Raw genomic sequence first — 17190 nt, 5'->3', positions numbered from 1 at the left:
CCAGCGCCATGCCCCTGACGTCGTCGCTGACCAAACCCCTGGCCCCTTCGTGGGCCAATCGCTTCAAAGAGCAAAGCCTGGAGCGCGGGCGACGTTATGCCCTGGAGAACCGCGTGCGCATCGTCGAGTCCGGCGACAGCACCATCGTCGCCAGTTGCGAAGGCTCGGGCGGCAACGTCTACCGGCAGACCATCTCGTTGCGTGAGTCGGCCAAGGGCACGCTGATCCTGGTGGACAGCCGCTGTACCTGCCCGGTGCACACCAACTGCAAACACATCGCGGCGGTGCTGCTCAAGGTCCAGGAAACCCTGGCCTACCCCGCCGCCGCCCAGGACGCCGAGCTGCTGGAAAAACTCCAGGCTGTGCTGGAAAACCGTGCGGTGCTGCCCCAGGTGGTCATGGAAGACGTGTTACCCGTGCCGCGCTTGTGGCTCGCCAGTGTCGAGTTCAGTGCATTTGAGCCGCGCAACGGCAAGATGCAGCGTTACATCCAGCACCGTGCGGCGCTGTCTTTCAACTATCTGGGCAACTACGTCAGTGGGCAGAAAAATGCCGACATCATCGTGCGCCAGGAAACCCAGAGCCTGCGCATCAAGCGGCATCCGGAGCGGGAGCAGCCGTATCGCGAGCAACTGCGCCTGTTGGGCTTCAAGATCGCTACGCGCCAGAGCAAGGCGCTGCCCGAAAGCGCTGGCGAGCTGTTCGAGATGGTCAACGACAGTGCCTGGCTGAACTTCACCCTCAATGCATCACCGACCTTGCGGGCCGAGGGGTGGGAGCTGCAGATCGATGAGGACTTCGGCTTCGACCTGAGCGCCGTCGACGACTGGTACGCCACCGTCGACGAAGGCCCGGAGCGCGATTGGTTCGACCTGGAGCTGGGGATTATCGTCAACGGTGAACGGCTGAGCCTGCTGCCGATCCTGCTGAACCTGATGCGCTCCCACACCGAGATCCTCAACCCGGAAAAACTCGCACGCCGCCGCGATGATGAACTGATCCTGGTGAACATCCCCGGCCTGCCCAACGGCGGCCATGGCCCGCTGCAAGTTGCCCTGCCCTACGGCCGCCTGAAACCGGTGCTGGCTACCCTGGGCGAGTTCTACCTGCAAGACGCCGGCACTACGACGCTGCGCCTGGCCAAGGCCGATGCGATTCGGTTGAACCCACTCGAAGACCTGCCACTGCAATGGGAAGGTGGCGAGAAGATCCGCAACTTCGCCCAGCGCCTGCGGGACATCAAGGACTTCACCTGCGTGGCCCCCGAGGGGCTGAACGCAACCTTGCGCCCGTACCAGCTGGAAGGCTTGAGCTGGATGCAGTCACTGCGCCAGCTGGACGTCGGCGGGATACTTGCGGATGACATGGGCCTGGGCAAAACCCTGCAAACCCTGGCGCATATCCTCACAGAGAAAGCCGCCGGGCGCCTGGATCGACCGTGCATGGTGGTGATGCCGACCAGCCTGATTCCCAACTGGCTGGATGAAGCGGCGCACTTCACGCCGCAGCTCAAGGTGCTGGCGCTGTATGGCGCGGCACGCAAGAAACATTTCGCGAACCTGCGGGACTATGACCTGCTGCTGACCACCTACGCGCTGCTGCCCAAGGACATCGAACAGCTCGCGGCCCTGCCCCTGCATGTCCTGATCCTCGATGAGGCCCAGTACATCAAGAACCCTTCCAGCAAGGCTGCCCAGGCGGCACGCGAACTGAATGCACGGCAGCGCCTGTGCCTGAGCGGCACGCCGTTGGAAAACCACTTGGGTGAGCTGTGGTCGTTGTTTCACTTCCTGCTGCCAGGCTGGTTGGGCGACGTGAAAAGCTTCAACCGCGATTACCGCGTGCCCATCGAGAAGCGCGCCAGTGATGTGCGCTTGCAGCACCTCAACGGTCGGATAAAACCTTTCCTGTTGCGCCGCACCAAGGAACAGGTCGCCACGGAGTTGCCGCCCAAGACCGAGATCATCCACTGGGTCGACCTCAACGAAGCCCAGCGCGACGTGTACGAAACCATGCGCCTGGCCATGGACAAAAAGGTGCGCGACGAGATCACCCGCAAGGGCGTGGCGCGCAGCCAGATCATCATTCTCGAGGCGCTGCTGAAGCTGCGCCAGGTGTGTTGCGACCTGCGCCTGGTCAACGACGCCGCCCTGCCCGCGCGCGGCAGCAGTTCAGGCAAGCTCGACAGTCTGATGGAAATGCTTGAAGAGCTGTTTGAAGAAGGTCGGCGGATCCTGCTGTTTTCTCAGTTCACCTCGATGCTGAGCCTGATCGAGGACGAGCTCAAGAAGCGCGGTGTGGCCTACGCCCTGTTAACCGGCCAGACCCGGGACCGGCGCACGCCGGTGAAGGACTTCCAGAGCGGCAAGCTGCAGATTTTTCTGATCAGCCTGAAGGCCGGGGGCGTAGGCCTGAACCTGACCGAAGCCGATACCGTCATCCACTATGACCCATGGTGGAACCCCGCGACGGAAAACCAGGCGACTGACCGTGCCTATCGCATCGGACAGGAGAAGCCGGTGTTCGTCTACAAGATGATTGCCCGGGGCACGGTGGAGGAGAAAATCCAGCACCTGCAGAAGGAAAAATCCGACCTGGCGGCGGGTGTGCTGGATGGGCGGACGACGGGGGACTGGCAGTTGGGTAATGAGGATATCGAGGCGTTGTTTGCGCCGCTGCCCAATAAGCAAGAGAAGCGCTAAATGTCAGATCGCCTTCGCCAGCAAGCCCGCCCCCACGTGTTGATGTGTGAATACAATCAAGTGTGGGAGCGGGCTTGCCCGCGAAGGACGCGCTGCGGTTTTCAGTCGATCAATTGAGCGTCACGCAATGCCGTCAGCGCCGCCAACCATCGCGGATCCTGCTTGTATTGCGTCGAAGCAACCGCCTGCCCACGCATGCGTGCAATGCGCGCCGACGGCTTGACCTTCATCCGCTGCGCCGCACTCAGCGCCAACTCCGCCGCCGCACGGTCGTTGCACACCAGGCCCATGTCACAACCCGCCGTCAACGCAGCCTCGATACGACTGGCCGCGTCGCCAACCACATGAGCCCCGGCCATGGACAGGTCATCGCTGAAAATCACCCCATCGAACTGCAACTCCCCGCGCAGGATGTCTTGCAACCAGCGGCGTGAGAAGCCGGCAGGCTGGGCGTCGACTTGCGGGTAGATAACGTGGGCAGGCATGACCGCCGCCAACTGTTGGCTCAGGCGTGCGAAAGGCACCAGGTCATTGGCGCGAATCTGTTCCAGGCTACGTTCGTCATTGGGAATCGCGACGTGGGAATCCGCCTCAGCCCAACCATGGCCCGGGAAGTGTTTGCCGGTGGCCGCCATGCCGGCGCTGTTCATGCCACGGATGAATGCACCGGCCAGCACGGCGGCACGCTCGGGGTCGCCTTCGAAGGAACGGGTGCCAACCACGGCGCTGCGTTGATAGTCCAGATCGAGTACCGGGGCGAAACTCAGGTCAAGGCCCACCGCCAGCACTTCAGTCGCCATGATCCAGCCGCATTGCTCGGCCAGGAATTCAGCATTGGGGTTATCCGCCAACGCACGCATGGCCGGCAGGCGCACGAAGCCCTGGCGCAGGCGCTGTACGCGACCGCCTTCCTGGTCGACCGCCAGCAGCAGGTCCGGGCGCACGGCACGAATCGCCGCGCTCAACTCCCGCACCTGGCGCGGATGCTCGATATTGCGCGCGAAAATGATCAGGCCACCCACTTCAGGCTGGCGCAACAGTTGGCGATCCTCGGCCGTCAGCCAGGTACCGGCCACGTCGACCATCAAAGAACCTTGCAGGGCAACAGTCATAAACCTTCCTTATAGAACGCACACAACCCGTTGCTCTCACCAGGCACAGTGAGCACAACGGGTTGCGAGTAAATAGCTGAATTCGGCATGGGCCGCTAGCTTAGCGGATGCAAGCGGCCGCGCCCACCCGGGGAGGTCAAACCTTGGCGGGGGTTGGCGCGGATTTGCTGCGTGGGCGCAGTTGGGCGGCCGCCATGGTGGCGTCTGTCACGCCGGTTTCGGCACGCATGCCGGCAGCGAGGAACGGCACCATCAGGCGCATCACCTGCTCGATGGAGGTGTTCACCCCGAAATCGGTCTCGGCAATCGCGCGCAACGCCTTGATCCCGGACATGCTGAACGCCGCGGCACCGAGCATGAAGTGCACGCGCCAGAACAGCTCGATCGGCGGAATACGCGGGGCGGCTTCGTTGACCAGCAGCATATACCGACGGAATACCTTGCCGTACATGTCTTCCAGGTACCGCCGCAGGTGGCCCTGGCTCTGGCTGAATGCGAGGCCCAACAGGCGCATGAAGATCGACAGGTCGTTGCCACTGCGCGGTTGAACCACCAGGGCTTGCTCGACGAGGATCTCCAGCAGTTCTTCCAGCGTTGGCTTGTGGTCAGCCTTGGCTTGGCGACGCTCGAGCTCGCGGTCGAGACTGGCGCAGAACGGCCCGAGGAAGCGCGAGAACACCGCCTGGATCAGGGCTTTTTTCGAGCCGAAATGGTAGTTCACGGCGGCCAGGTTGACCCCAGCCTTGCTGGTGATCAGCCGCAATGAAGTTTCAGCAAATCCTTTTTCCGCGAACAACTGCTCGGCAGCATCGAGAATGCGTTCAACGGTTTCCGACTGGGCCATGGTTATTCCGCCTGACAAACACTTGTTTGAAACATACGTTTCAGGTTGTGTCTTGTCAAGCCTGTGGGTTCGCTTTCCGGCCGGTCAGTCATGTATTTCATCGCTATTTAATCACATCCCTACGGGTCTGTAGGCAGCGCTATCTCTGCCTTGTAGGAAGCGTCCCGGGTGACCGTCCAGCGGAGGGACTGAAAAGGATGATTGCCAAGCGCAGTCCACTGTATATAATCCCAGTCACTGTATAAAAAGACAGAGCGATCAACATGCTAAAACTGACGCCACGCCAAGCTGAGATTCTGGCTTTTATCAAGCGCTGCCTCGATGATAACGGCTACCCGCCGACACGAGCGGAAATTGCGCTGGAACTGGGGTTCAAGTCCCCTAACGCCGCCGAAGAACACCTCAAGGCCCTCGCTCGCAAAGGCGCGATCGAGATGACGCCAGGTGCCTCGCGCGGTATTCGCATCCCTGGCTTCGAAGCCAAGGCCGACGAATCGACCCTGCCGATCATCGGTCGCGTCGCCGCTGGTGCGCCGATCCTGGCACAGCAGCACGTCGAAGAGTCCTGCAACATCAACCCGACTTTCTTCCATCCTCGCGCCGACTACCTGTTGCGGGTCCATGGCATGAGCATGAAGGACGTGGGCATCTTCGACGGCGACCTGCTGGCCGTCCACACCACCCGCGAAGCCCGTAATGGCCAGATCGTCGTGGCCCGTATCGGCGACGAAGTCACCGTTAAACGCTTCAAGCGCGAAGGCAGCAAGGTCTGGCTCCTGGCCGAGAACCCTGAGTTCGCCCCGATTGAAGTGAACCTGAAAGATCAGGACCTGGTGATCGAAGGCTTGAGCGTCGGCGTCATTCGCCGCTAAAGGAGGCATCATGCAGCTCGTGCACACCCCACAACACACACAACTGTCGCTGTTCGAGGCCTTCATGGCCCAACCCCTTGCGCCCATCCTCAAGGAAACGATCGAAGCGCCCTGGAGCGCCGAGCCTGAGGCGTTCAGTGAATTGTCGTTGCGCGGTGCAGCTGGGAGCTGCCTGAGCCTGTTGGCGCCAATCCTTCGCGAATTGAGCGAAGAGCAGGACGCCCGCTGGCTGACGCTGATCGCCCCGCCCGCCAGCCTCACCCAGGCCTGGCTGCGGGACGCTGGCCTCAACCGCGAGCGCATCCTGTTGCTGCAACCGCGTGGCGCACAAAGTGCCCAGCAGTTGACCTGCGAGGCCTTGCGACTGGGCCGTAGCCACACCGTGGTGAGCTGGCTGAACCCGCTGAATGCTGCGGCCAAGCAGCAGCTGATCAGCGCCGCACGTACGGGCGATGCTCAGAGCTTGAATATTCGATTGGGATAACAAGAAGCGTCAGCACTCGCGGCTCGCTGACCCTTGAATGTCAGTGCCCGCGATGGACGCAAGGCTTCTTCAGGATTGAGAAGCCGATCTGCAACACACAGCACATAAAGCGACCAATGGGCTCAGTGAAGAACCCGCGGCCCGTCTTCTTTCTCCGGCTCGCCTTCCGCCAGGCGACCTGCCATCTGCACACCCACGCTCAACATGGCTTTAGCCACTTCCACGTGTTGGCCCTGCAGGAACACCTTGGCGTCCTCGGAAAAATCCAGAATAACCAGAGAACCCTCGTCCTCAGCCCGGCGCAGCTCGATTCGGCCGTCAGGCAACTCAACAATTTCCAGAAAGGACGTCGGCATAAAAGTCTGTTCTCCACGAAAGGCCGGGATTATATCAGTCATCCGTTGCGTTTCGCTGAGGATCTGCCCAGGTTTCTCGCCGGCTTGATGAATGGTGCCGGGATGACTCGCTTCAAATGCGGGATGGGGCTTGCTTGCGAAGGTGGTGATCAGTGCCCCGCAAGCAACTGGCACTGCGCCTACGCGAGCAAGCCCGCCACCCCAGTTTGACGGGTGTACATCAGCGGCGCCGCCTCAGCACTCATTGAGGCCTTCGCGAAAGCGCAGTGCCATCTTCTTCAGCGCCTGGCGCCAGCCTTCCAGCTCTTCCCGGCTCAACGGCTTGGGCTCTTCCTCTTCCACCGCAACCGCCACGATCAACGGCTGGGTCACATCCCCCTTGGGCACATGGGGAACACGCGGCGGCTGGAACATATCGGCATGTGCCTTGAGCAAGCGGGCGATCCAGCTATCGGGGCTCTGAGCCATTTCTACCAGCTCGGCCAGTTCAGGGATCGCCATCGTGTCCAGCACGTCGCGATTCATGATCATTTCTGCGCGCGGCGAACCGGCTTGGGGCAGGCGATAGAACCCGGCGATTTCATGACACAGGCCCAGCAAGGCGCCATACAGGTGGAACAACGCTGCTTCACGACCTGCCTGGACCAGCGCGATGGCATTCATCTCCCGCCCTTCCTCGGCACGGCCAAGGGCTTCCAGGGACAAACCCGCGAAGTAAATTTTCTGATTGGTACGGGTATAGAGTTCGTTGGCCATGACGGCAATCTCCACAACGAATAGCGTGATGCTGGCTTAACAGTGTCACGGATCAGCCGAGCGCACTGCAAGCGCAAAGAAAAAGGCCGCCTATGCAGGCGGCCTTTGTATTGCGCAGATTTGTCGATCAAGCGCCCTGGCGCTTGTCCTCGACCTTCCACTTGCCGCCGTCGTAGAACGCTTTCCAGCCGGTAGGCTTGCCGTCCACTTCGGACTGCACGTACTGCTCCTTGGTCTTGCGGCTGTAGCGGATCACGGCCGGGCGACCGTCCGGGTCCTTCTTCGGCGCTTCACACAGGAAGTGGTACTTCGGATCGATCTCGTCCTTGTGCGGCACGATTTCCAGCACCAGCGGTGCACGGGTCTCGCGGTTTTTCGGGAACTGGCTGGCCGCCAGGAACAACCCCGAAGCGCCGTCACGCAGGATATAGGTGTCGTTGACCTTCTCGCACTTGAGTTCAGGCATCTTCACCGGGTCCATCTTCGGCGGCGCTGCGTCACCGCTTTTCAGCAGTTTGCGGGTGTTCTTGCACGTCGGGTTGGTGCAACCGAAGAACTTGCCGAAACGGCCAGTCTTGAGCTGCATCTCGCTGCCGCACTTGTCGCATTCCAGGCTTGGGCCTTCATAGCCCTTGATGCGGTAGCTGCCCTCTTCGATCTCGTAGCCGTCGCAATCCGGGTTGTTACCGCAGATGTGCAACTTGTGCTTCTCATCGAGCAGGTAGGCGTCCATCGCCGTGCTGCAGATCGGGCAGCGGTGCTTGCCACGCAGTACCAGCGACTCGGATTCACCCTCGTCGTCCGCGGCGATTTCATCGCCCGGCACAAGGTTGACCGTGGCCTTGCAGCGTTCTTTCGGCGGCAGGCTGTAGCCCGAGCAACCGAGGAACACGCCGGTGGACGCGGTGCGAATCTGCATCGGACGGCCGCAGGTCAGGCACGGGATATCAGTCATCACTGGCTGGTTGGCGCGCATGCCGCTCTCAGGACTTTCGGCCACTTCGAGTTTCTTCTTGAAGTCGCCGTAGAACTCGTCCAGCACGTTTTTCCAGTCACGCTCGCCCTGGGCGACGTCATCGAGGTTCTCTTCCATGCCGGCGGTGAAGCCGTAGTCCATCAGGTTGGAGAAGCTCTCGGACAGGCGCTCGGTGACGATGTCTCCCATCTTTTCCGAATAGAAGCGACGGTTGTGCAGCGCCACGTAGCCGCGGTCCTGGATGGTGGAGATGATCGCCGCGTAGGTCGAGGGCCGACCGATACCGCGTTTTTCCATCTCTTTGACCAGGCTGGCTTCGGAGTAACGCGCCGGCGGCTTGGTGAAGTGCTGGGACGGGTCGAGCTTGATCAGCTTCAACGTATCGCCCTGGGCCATGTCCGGCAGCACGTCATCATCGCCAGGCTTGGCGATCTGCGGCATCACACGGGTGTAGCCGTCGAACTTGAGGATACGGCCCTTGGCACGCAACTCGAAGTCGCCTGCGCCCACGCTCACGGTGGTGGACAGGTATTGCGCCGGCAGCATCTGGCAAGCCAGGAACTGGCGCCAGATCAGCTCGTAGAGGCGCTCAGCGTCGCGCTCCATGCCACTGAGCTTGCTTGGCTCGGTGTTGGCGTCGGAAGGACGAATCGCTTCGTGAGCCTCCTGTGCGCCTTCCTTGCTGCTGTAGACGTTCGGCTTCTCCGGCAGGTACTTCTTGCCGAATTCGCTCTCGATATAAGTACGCGCCATGGCGACCGCGTCCACCGACAGGTTGGTGGAGTCGGTACGCATATAGGTGATGTAGCCGGCTTCGTACAAGCGCTGGGCCATCATCATGGTCTTCTTCACCCCAAAGCCCAGGCGGTTGCTCGCGGCCTGTTGCAGGGTGGAGGTGATGAACGGCGCCGACGGCTTGCTGCTGGTCGGCTTGTCTTCACGCTTGACGATGCTGTAGCTGGACGCCTTGAGCTTTTCCAGCGCGGCCATGGCCTGGGCTTCGTTCAGCGGCTTGAAGGCCTCGCCTTTCTCGCGGGCCACTTCGAAGCGCACGTTGGCGCCCTTGGCGGTACCGAGGTCGGCGTGGACTTCCCAGTACTCTTCGGGGATGAACGCACGGATCTCGCGCTCACGCTCCACCACCAGCTTCACTGCAACCGATTGCACACGGCCGGCGGACAGGCCACGGGCGATCTTGGCCCACAGCAGTGGCGAGACCATGTAGCCCACGACACGGTCGAGGAAACGCCGGGCCTGCTGGGCATTGACGCGGTCGATGTCCAGCTCGCCCGGCTTGGAAAAGGCTTCCTGGATGGCTTTCTTGGTGATCTCGTTGAACACCACGCGCTTGTAGCGGCTGTCGTCACCGCCAATGGCTTCCCGCAGGTGCCAGGCAATGGCTTCCCCTTCGCGGTCCAAGTCCGTCGCGAGATAGATGGTGTCGGCATCCTTGGCGAGCCGGCGCAGCTCTTCGATGACCTTTTCCTTGCCGGGAAGGATTTCGTACTTGGCCTTCCAGCCATGTTCCGGGTCCACACCCATGCGCGAGACCAGCTGCTTGCGCGCTTTCTCTTTAGGGGTGAGTACCGGACCTTCGCCTGCAGCGGCCTTGCCGCGCTTGGCGGCAGGCTCCTTGCTGGCGCTAGCCGAACCGCTGGTGGGCAGGTCTCGGATATGGCCGATACTCGACTTCACCACGTACTCGTTGCCCAAGTACTTGTTGATGGTCTTGGCCTTAGCCGGGGATTCCACAATGACCAGCGATTTGCCCATGGATCGGAAAATTCCTGAATTCGAGAAGTGAAAGGCAGTTGGCGCCTGTCGCGGCAACGCTATATATAGTGGCAACAAGGTGAGGTCAAGCGCAGCATTCTGCGCGACCTGCCGTTATTGCCCTGAAAAAAGACTGGGTTCGGCCTGGACCAAAGCAAAGCGCGGGACCTGCTCGCCGTCAACTTCGACAGTCTCTACGAACATGCTCAGTGGGCGCACCCAAAAGCCGTAATCGCCATACAGTGCTTGGTAAAACACCACTTCTTCTTCGGTCTCGGAGTGCCGCGCCACACTGAAAACACGGTACTGCGGACCTTTATAATGCTGGTAGAGCCCTGGTTCGACTTTCATGCTCTGGCCCTCTTACAAAATTTGTTAAAAAAAAAAATACAAAACCGCCAAAAAACAAAAACCGGGGCACTGGGCCCCGGCTTCCGTCAACCCAACGCTTAGACGCGTTCGAAGACGGTGGAAATGCCTTGGCCGAGACCAATGCACATGGTGGCTACCCCGAGGTTGCCGCCATTTTGCTTCATCACGTTAAGCAAAGTGCCGGAGATACGTGCACCGGAGCAACCGAATGGGTGGCCCAGGGCAATCGCGCCGCCGTGCAGGTTAACCTTCTCATTCATCTTGTCGAGCACTTTCAAATCTTTCAGCACTGGCAGGGCCTGTGCGGCGAAAGCTTCGTTGAGCTCGAAGAAGTCGATGTCGTTGATGGTCAGGCCCGCGCGCTTCAAGGCTTTTTGTGTGGCCGGTACTGGACCATAGCCCATGATCGCCGGGTCCACACCCGCCACGGCCATCGAACGGATCACGGCCAGCGGCTGGATACCCAGGTCCTGGGCACGCTGCGCCGACATCACGATCATGCACGAGGCACCGTCGGTGATTTGCGACGAAGTACCGGCTGTCACGGTGCCCCCCTTTGGATTGAAGGCAGGCTTGAGCGCTGCCAGGCTTTCCAGGGTGGTATCCGGACGAATGGTTTCGTCGTAGTCGAACAGTTTCAGGAAACCGTTCTCGTCATAGCCGTTCATCGGGATGATTTCATCCTTGAACTTGCCTTCCACGGTCGCCTTGTGGGCGAGTTGGTGGGAACGCAGGCCGAACGCGTCCTGGGCTTCGCGGGTAATGCCGTGCATTTTGCCCAGCATTTCCGCGGTCAGGCCCATCATGCCCGAGGCTTTCGCCGCGTACAGCGACATGTGCGGGTTCGGATCGACACCGTGCATCATGCTGACGTGGCCCATGTGCTCCACGCCACCGACCACGAACACATCACCGTTGCCGGTCATGATCGCCTGGGCAGCGGTGTGCAGCGCGCTCATCGACGAACCGCAGAGGCGGCTGACAGTCTGGCCGGCCGCAGTGTGCGGGATCTGGGTCATCAGCGACGCCATGCGCGCGATGTTCCAGCCCTGCTCCAGGGTCTGGTTGACGCAGCCCCAGATCACGTCCTCGACTTCGTTCGGGTCGACCTTGGTGTTGCGCTCCAGCACTTTGCTGATCAGGTGTGCCGACATGTCTTCGGCACGGGTGTTGCGGTGCATGCCGCCCTTGGAGCGGCCCATCGGTGTGCGACCGAAGTCGACAATCACCACGTCTCTTGGATTCAAGCTCATAAATATTCTCGCTCTAGTCGTCTGGGCGCTTAACCGAAGAAGCTCTGGCCATTCTTGGCCATTTCACGCAGCTTCGCGGTCGGGTGGTACAGCGGGCCCAAATCAGCGTATTTGTCAGCCAGGGCAACGAACTCAGCCACACCGATGGAATCGATGTAACGCAGTGCACCACCACGGAATGGAGGGAAACCAATACCGTACACCAGGCCCATGTCGGCTTCGGCGGCGGTCTCGACGATGCCGTCTTCCAGGCAACGCACGGTTTCCAGGCACAGGGCGATCATCATCCAGTTGATGATGTCCTCGTCAGACACCTCACGCTGTTCGTAGATGACCGGAGCCAGCACTTCGTGCACCGACGGGTCGGCGACTTTCTTCTGCTTGCCCTTCTTGTCGGCCTCGTAGGCATAGAAGCCCTTGCCGTTCTTCTGGCCCAGGCGCTTGGCCTCGTACAGCGCGTCGATCGCCGAGCGGCGGTCGTCTTTCATGCGGTCCGGGAAGCCTTCAGCCATTACGTCGCGACCGTGGTGACCGGTGTCGATGCCGACCACGTCCATCAGGTACGCCGGGCCCATCGGCCAGCCGAATTTTTCCATGACCTTGTCGATGCGCACGAAGTCCACGCCGGCGCTGACCAACTTGGCGAAACCGCCGAAGTACGGGAACAGCACACGGTTGACCAAAAAGCCCGGGCAGTCATTGACCACGATCGGGTTCTTGCCCATTTTCTTGGCGTAGGCAACGGTGGTGGCAACGGCCAGCTCGCTGGACTTCTCGCCACGGATCACTTCCACCAGCGGCATCATGTGCACCGGGTTGAAGAAGTGCATGCCGACGAAGTTTTCCGGACGCTTGAGGGCCTTGGCCAGCAGCGAGATGGAAATGGTCGAGGTGTTCGAGGCCAGGATGGTGTCGTCTTTGACCTGGGCTTCGACTTCAGCCAGTACCGCCTGCTTGACCTTCGGGTTCTCGACAACGGCCTCGACCACCAGGTCGACGTGGCCGAAATCACCGTAGGAAAGCGTAGGACGAATGCCGTTGAGCACTTCAGCCATTTTCGCAGCGGTCATGCGACCTTTGTCCACACGACCGACCAGCAGCTTGGCGGCTTCTGCCAGGCCCTGCTCGATACCGTGCTCGTTGATGTCTTTCATCAGGATCGGCGTGCCTTTGGACGCCGACTGATAGGCGATACCGCCGCCCATGATACCGGCGCCGAGTACGGCAGCCTGTTTCACGTCGCGGGCAATCTCGTCGTACGCCTTGGCCTTTTTCTTCAGCTCCTGGTCGTTCAGGAACAGGCCGATCAGGCTCTGTGCAGCCGACGTCTTCGCCAGTTTGACGAAGCCTGCCGCTTCCACTTCCAGGGCTTTGTCGCGACCGAAGTTGGCGGCCTTCTGGATGGTCTTGATCGCTTCAACCGGTGCCGGATAATTCGGGCCGGCCTGGCCAGCCACGAAACCCTTGGCGGTTTCGAACGACATCATTTGTTCGATGGCGTTGAGCTTGAGTTTTTCCAGCTTCGGCTGACGCTTGGCCTTGTAGTCAAATTCGCCGCTGATGGCGCCCTTGATCAGGTTCAGAGCGGCTTCGGCCAGTTTGTCCGGGGCAACCACGGCGTCGACGGCACCGACTTTCAGCGCGTCTTCAGCTTTGTTTTCCTTACCGGCGGCGATCCACTCGATCGCGTTGTCGGCACCGATCAGGCGCGGCAAGCGCACCGTGCCGCCGAAACCTGGGTAGATGCCCAGTTTGACTTCAGGCAGGCCGATCTTGGCAGTGGCCGACATGACGCGGAAGTCTGCGGCCAGGCACATTTCCAGGCCGCCACCCAACGCGATGCCATTGATGGCAGCCACGGTGGGGACATTGAGGTCTTCGAAATCGCTGAAAATCTTGTTGGCTTCGAGGTTGCCAGCCACGAGCTCGGCATCGGGCAGCTTGAAGTTGTCGACGAATTCGGTGATGTCAGCGCCGACGATGAACACGTCCTTGCCGCTGGAGACGATCACGCCCTTGACCGAAGCATCTGCTTTGATGGTGTCTACGGCCTGACGCAATTCATTCAGGGTTAGACGGTTGAACTTGTTGACGGACTCACCCTTGAGGTCGAATTTCAATTCGACGATGCCACTTTCAAGAGCCTTAACCGTGATGGCTTTACCTTCGTAAATCATCAACTGATCTCCACGATATGGAAGCTGAACAGTACACATTGGACGCTGGCCTCTGGTTGGACACTGACAGTTGCGTCAATGCTCATGCCGATCCGCCAGGCACACCCGCCAATGCGATAGTCGGGATTCTGTATGAGCAGTCTGACAGACAAACGCTCAATTCATACGCCCGTTTGATTTGGGTACGCCACCTTCATCCAATTCCGGGCAATTGTCAATCGCTCGAAAGGCTAGGAAAAACGCGACTTTCCAGTCATTTCAGAACCCCAAGCCTAAGCCCGCGACTCGTCAATATTCAAATATTCACAAAATCAATATTAGAAAAGATGTGGGAAAAGACTGTACAGAACGGGATATGCCGCTAGGCTAGCGACAAGCCACATGCGCCTGGATGAACACCCGGCGTGGGAACCACAGATTTACCGGCCTGCCTGGCCAACTCCAGCCCGATGATGATGTCGGGCTTTTTATTGCCTGGCCTTCAGGCGAGCGCCTTGAGCAGCGCATCAATGTCTTTCAACACACTCGCCTCGCCCTTCTCGCCCCAATACAACGCAATCATCTGCTTGTCGGCCTCGACCTTGTAGACGTTGGCCGGCAGCTTTGCAAAATGCGGCAACAACTTCTCATCGACACACACTTCACGCCACTGATTGACCCACACACCCGGCTCCAACTGCCAATAACTCCAGATGGCCGGCGTGCTGCCGCGCCGAGGGCGGCAGTATTGCGCGCAGGGGCTGGGCGGCTCCTGCTTGAGCCAGTGCGGCCATTCCTGGGGGGCCAGCTGCATGGCCAGGCCGATGCGGCGCGCCTCCATGCGCAGGGCCATGCGCCCGCTCTGGTGACGCGACGGGCGCAGCCATGCCAGAGGGCTCAGAACCACCACAAGGATTGACACCACTATCCAGACCGTCATATGTGTACTCCCGATTTTCTAGATGAGCGGATTTGATCTCGCGCAACCCCATCCGCTTGAAAGCAGCCATACTGAATCTATTGCAGTCCCCTGGAGGAACGCCCCATGTCCTACGAACATATTCTGGTCGCTGTCGACCTGACCGAAGAGTGCGATCCAGTGATCAAGCGGGCCCGCGCCTTCGCGGTCGCCAGCAACGCCAAGCTCTCACTGGTGCACATCGTCGAACCGATGGCCATGGCCTTTGGCGGCGACGTACCCATGGACCTTTCCCAACTGCAGCAACAACAGTTTGACCAGGCCAAGGAGCGCCTGGACCGGTTGATCCTCAAATACCCGGAAGTGACCAAGGAAAACTCCCACCTCACTTACGGCCAACCGCGCCAGGAAATCCACCACCTCGCCAAGGAACACGGCTGCGACCTGATCGTGGTCGGCAGCCATGGCCGTCACGGTTTGGCGCTGCTGCTGGGCTCTACCGCCAATGACGTGCTGCACGGTGCGCCGTGCGATGTTCTGGCGGTGAAGCTGGTCAAATCCTCGTAGACGAGTGAGGAGCCAATGCGGGAGCGGGCCTTCCCGCTCCCGCATCTGGATCGCATTCCATATAGAAAACCCGGTGTTCATCAGATGAACACCGGGTTTTTTAATGCCCTGGAATCACTCAGGCATCCAGCTCGGCCCAACGCTCGACCAGCGCTTCCAGCTCCTGGTTCAACGTCTCCAGGGAAGCGATGACCTTGGCCGTTTCCGCCGCCGGGCGCAGGTAGAAACCCGCGTCGGCCATTTCCGCTTCTACCGCGGCGATCTGCTGTTCCTTGGCGTCGATATCGCCGGGCAAGGCTTCCAGCTCGCGTTGCAGCTTGTAGCTGAGCTTCTTCTTGGCCGCCGGCGCCGCTTCCTGGGCCGGTGCGGCAGCTGCGGCCACAGGCGCCACGACTGCCGAGGTGAGGTCAGCCTTGCCGGATTTGCTCTCGGTCACGCCCAGCAGGCGTGGCGAACCGCCCTGGCGCAGCCAGTCCTGGTAACCGCCGACGTATTCACGCACCTTGCCTTCACCTTCGAAGACCAGGGTGCTGGTCACCACGTTGTCGAGGAATGCCCGGTCGTGACTCACCATCAGTACGGTGCCGTTGAAGGTCAGCAGCACTTCTTCCAACAGCTCGAGGGTTTCCACGTCGAGGTCGTTGGTCGGTTCGTCGAGTACCAGCAGGTTGGCCGGCTTGCTGAACAGCTTGGCCAGCAGCAGGCGCGCACGCTCACCACCGGACAAGGCTTTTACTGGCGTGCGCGCGCGTTGCGGGCTGAACAGGAAGTCACCCAGGTAGCTGAGTACATGGCGGCTCTGGCCGTCGATGTCGATAAAGTCGCGGCCTTCGGCAACGTTGTCGATCACGGTTTTTTCCAGGTCCAACTGGTGGCGCAGTTGGTCGAAGTAAGCCACGTCGATGCGTGTGCCTTCTTCAACGGTGCCGCTGGTCGGCTGCAGGCCGCTGAGCATCAGCTTGAGCAAGGTGGTCTTGCCGGTGCCGTTGGCGCCCAGCAGGCCGATACGGTCGCCGCGCTGCAGGACCATGGAGAAGTCCTTGATCAGGAACGGACCGTCCGGGTGATGGAAGCTGACGTTCTCCAGCACCATCACCTGCTTGCCCGACTTGTCGGCGGTATCCAGCTGGATATTGGCCTTGCCGGTGCGTTCACGACGCTCGCTGCGCTCAACGCGCAGGGCCTTCAGGGCACGCACGCGGCCTTCGTTACGGGTGCGACGGGCCTTGATGCCCTGGCGAATCCAGACTTCTTCCTGGGCCAGTTTCTTGTCGAACAGCGCGTTGGCGGTTTCTTCGGCCGCCAGTGCGGCTTCCTTGTGCACCAGGAAGCTGGAGTAGTCGCCGTTCCAGTCGATCAGGCCACCACGGTCCAGTTCGAGGATGCGGGTTGCCAGGTTCTGCAGGAAGGACCGGTCGTGCGTGATGAACAGCACGGCGCCCTGGAAATCCTTGAGGGCTTCTTCGAGCCAGGCGATGGCGCCGATGTCCAGGTGGTTGGTTGGTTCGTCGAGCAGCAGCAGGTCGGGCTCGGACACCAGCGCCTGGGCCAGCAGCACGCGACGACGCCAGCCACCGGACAATTCGGCGAGGGTCTTGTCGGCCGGCAGTTGCAGGCGGCTCAGGGTGCTGTCGACCAGTTGCTGCAGGCGCCAGCCGTCACGGGCTTCGAGGTCCTGCTGGACGTGCATCAGCTTGTCCAGGTCTTCTTCGGTGACGCAGTTCTGCGCCAGGTGATGGTATTGCGCAAGCAACTCACCGACGCCGTCCAGGCCTTCGGCGACCACGTCGAACACTGTCCGTCCGTCGGCCACCGGCAACTCTTGCGGCAATTCGCCAATCTTGAGGCCCGGGGCGCGCCAAACAGAGCCGTCATCGGGCTTCTGGTCGCCTTTTACCAGCTTCATCATGCTGGACTTGCCGGTGCCGTTGCGGCCGATGATGCACACCCGCTCACCACGGGCGATCTGCCAGGACACCTTGTCCAACAACGGCATAGCGCCGAAAGCAAGGGACACATCGCTGAATTTGAGCAGGGTCATACGCTTC

At 60.7% G+C, this 17190-nt stretch carries 14 protein-coding genes; 4 read left to right on the top strand and 10 right to left on the bottom strand.

Annotation, left to right across the window (positions count from 1 at the left end; all coding sequences use genetic code 11):
• Positions 1–8 precede the first annotated feature (8 nt).
• Entirely contained in the window at positions 9–2702 is a 2694-nt protein-coding gene (locus ATH90_RS07850; RefSeq protein ID WP_098465991.1) for a DEAD/DEAH box helicase, read from the top strand.
• 101 nt (positions 2703–2803) lie between these two features.
• On the opposite strand, the gene nagZ is transcribed toward ATH90_RS07850, so the two are convergent.
• Both nagZ and ATH90_RS07840 read right to left on the bottom strand, forming a co-directional pair.
• Positions 2804–3814, bottom strand: coding sequence for a beta-N-acetylhexosaminidase (gene nagZ / locus ATH90_RS07845; RefSeq protein WP_034102547.1), 1011 nt, complete (start codon positions 3812–3814; stop codon positions 2804–2806).
• Positions 3815–3950: 136 nt separating this feature from the next.
• Positions 3951–4658 carry a TetR/AcrR family transcriptional regulator gene (locus tag ATH90_RS07840; protein WP_034102546.1) on the bottom strand — a complete coding sequence of 236 codons (708 nt, stop codon included), beginning with the start codon at positions 4656–4658 and terminating at the stop codon, positions 3951–3953.
• A 263-nt stretch (positions 4659–4921) separates the two neighbouring features.
• On the opposite strand from ATH90_RS07840, the gene lexA reads away from it, so the two are divergent.
• Positions 4922–5530 carry a transcriptional repressor LexA gene (lexA, locus tag ATH90_RS07835; protein WP_003172575.1) on the top strand — a complete coding sequence of 203 codons (609 nt, stop codon included), beginning with the start codon at positions 4922–4924 and terminating at the stop codon, positions 5528–5530.
• A gap of 10 nt (positions 5531–5540) precedes the next feature.
• Positions 5541–6014: an SOS-induced cell division inhibitor SulA gene (gene sulA / locus ATH90_RS07830; protein ID WP_012722849.1), complete on the top strand. Its 474-nt coding sequence runs from the start codon at positions 5541–5543 to the stop codon at positions 6012–6014.
• Between the two features lie 122 nt (positions 6015–6136).
• Here the strand turns inward: sulA and ATH90_RS07825 are convergent, their stop codons facing one another.
• From ATH90_RS07825 to ATH90_RS07795, 7 genes are all read right to left on the bottom strand, one after another.
• Entirely contained in the window at positions 6137–6370 is a 234-nt protein-coding gene (locus ATH90_RS07825; protein ID WP_010212068.1) for a hypothetical protein, read from the bottom strand.
• Between the two features lie 234 nt (positions 6371–6604).
• Complete coding sequence (locus ATH90_RS07820; RefSeq protein ID WP_034102545.1) at positions 6605–7126, bottom strand: DUF6586 family protein; 522 nt, start codon at positions 7124–7126, stop codon at positions 6605–6607.
• A 127-nt stretch (positions 7127–7253) separates the two neighbouring features.
• Entirely contained in the window at positions 7254–9875 is a 2622-nt protein-coding gene (topA, locus tag ATH90_RS07815; RefSeq protein ID WP_034102544.1) for a type I DNA topoisomerase, read from the bottom strand.
• Positions 9876–9989: 114 nt separating this feature from the next.
• Positions 9990–10226 (bottom strand): DUF1653 domain-containing protein, encoded by a 237-nt coding sequence (locus ATH90_RS07810; RefSeq protein ID WP_028619417.1) that lies wholly within the window; start codon positions 10224–10226, stop codon positions 9990–9992.
• Positions 10227–10324: 98 nt separating this feature from the next.
• On the bottom strand, positions 10325–11500 hold the full coding sequence (gene fadA / locus ATH90_RS07805; protein ID WP_016971415.1) for an acetyl-CoA C-acyltransferase FadA: 1176 nt from the start codon (positions 11498–11500) through the stop codon (positions 10325–10327).
• Between the two features lie 29 nt (positions 11501–11529).
• Positions 11530–13677: a fatty acid oxidation complex subunit alpha FadB gene (gene fadB, locus ATH90_RS07800; protein ID WP_034102543.1), complete on the bottom strand. Its 2148-nt coding sequence runs from the start codon at positions 13675–13677 to the stop codon at positions 11530–11532.
• A 481-nt stretch (positions 13678–14158) separates the two neighbouring features.
• Entirely contained in the window at positions 14159–14596 is a 438-nt protein-coding gene (locus tag ATH90_RS07795; protein WP_034102542.1) for a hypothetical protein, read from the bottom strand.
• A gap of 105 nt (positions 14597–14701) precedes the next feature.
• Between ATH90_RS07795 and ATH90_RS07790 the strand changes: the two genes are divergently transcribed.
• Positions 14702–15142, top strand: coding sequence for a universal stress protein (locus ATH90_RS07790; protein ID WP_034102541.1), 441 nt, complete (start codon positions 14702–14704; stop codon positions 15140–15142).
• A gap of 118 nt (positions 15143–15260) precedes the next feature.
• Here ATH90_RS07790 and ATH90_RS07785 read toward each other — a convergent pair whose 3' ends face one another.
• The gene (locus tag ATH90_RS07785) at positions 15261–17183 is read right to left on the bottom strand and encodes an ATP-binding cassette domain-containing protein (RefSeq protein WP_098465990.1); all 1923 of its coding nucleotides are present in this window, start codon (positions 17181–17183) and stop codon (positions 15261–15263) included.
• Between the last annotated feature and the right edge of the window lie 7 nt (positions 17184–17190).

Origin of the sequence: Pseudomonas lurida (assembly GCF_002563895.1) — a bacterium.
GTDB lineage: Bacteria > Pseudomonadota > Gammaproteobacteria > Pseudomonadales > Pseudomonadaceae > Aquipseudomonas > Aquipseudomonas lurida.
The sequence above is the reverse complement of the archived record's forward strand: the minus strand, read 5'-3'. Positions and strand labels throughout refer to the sequence as shown.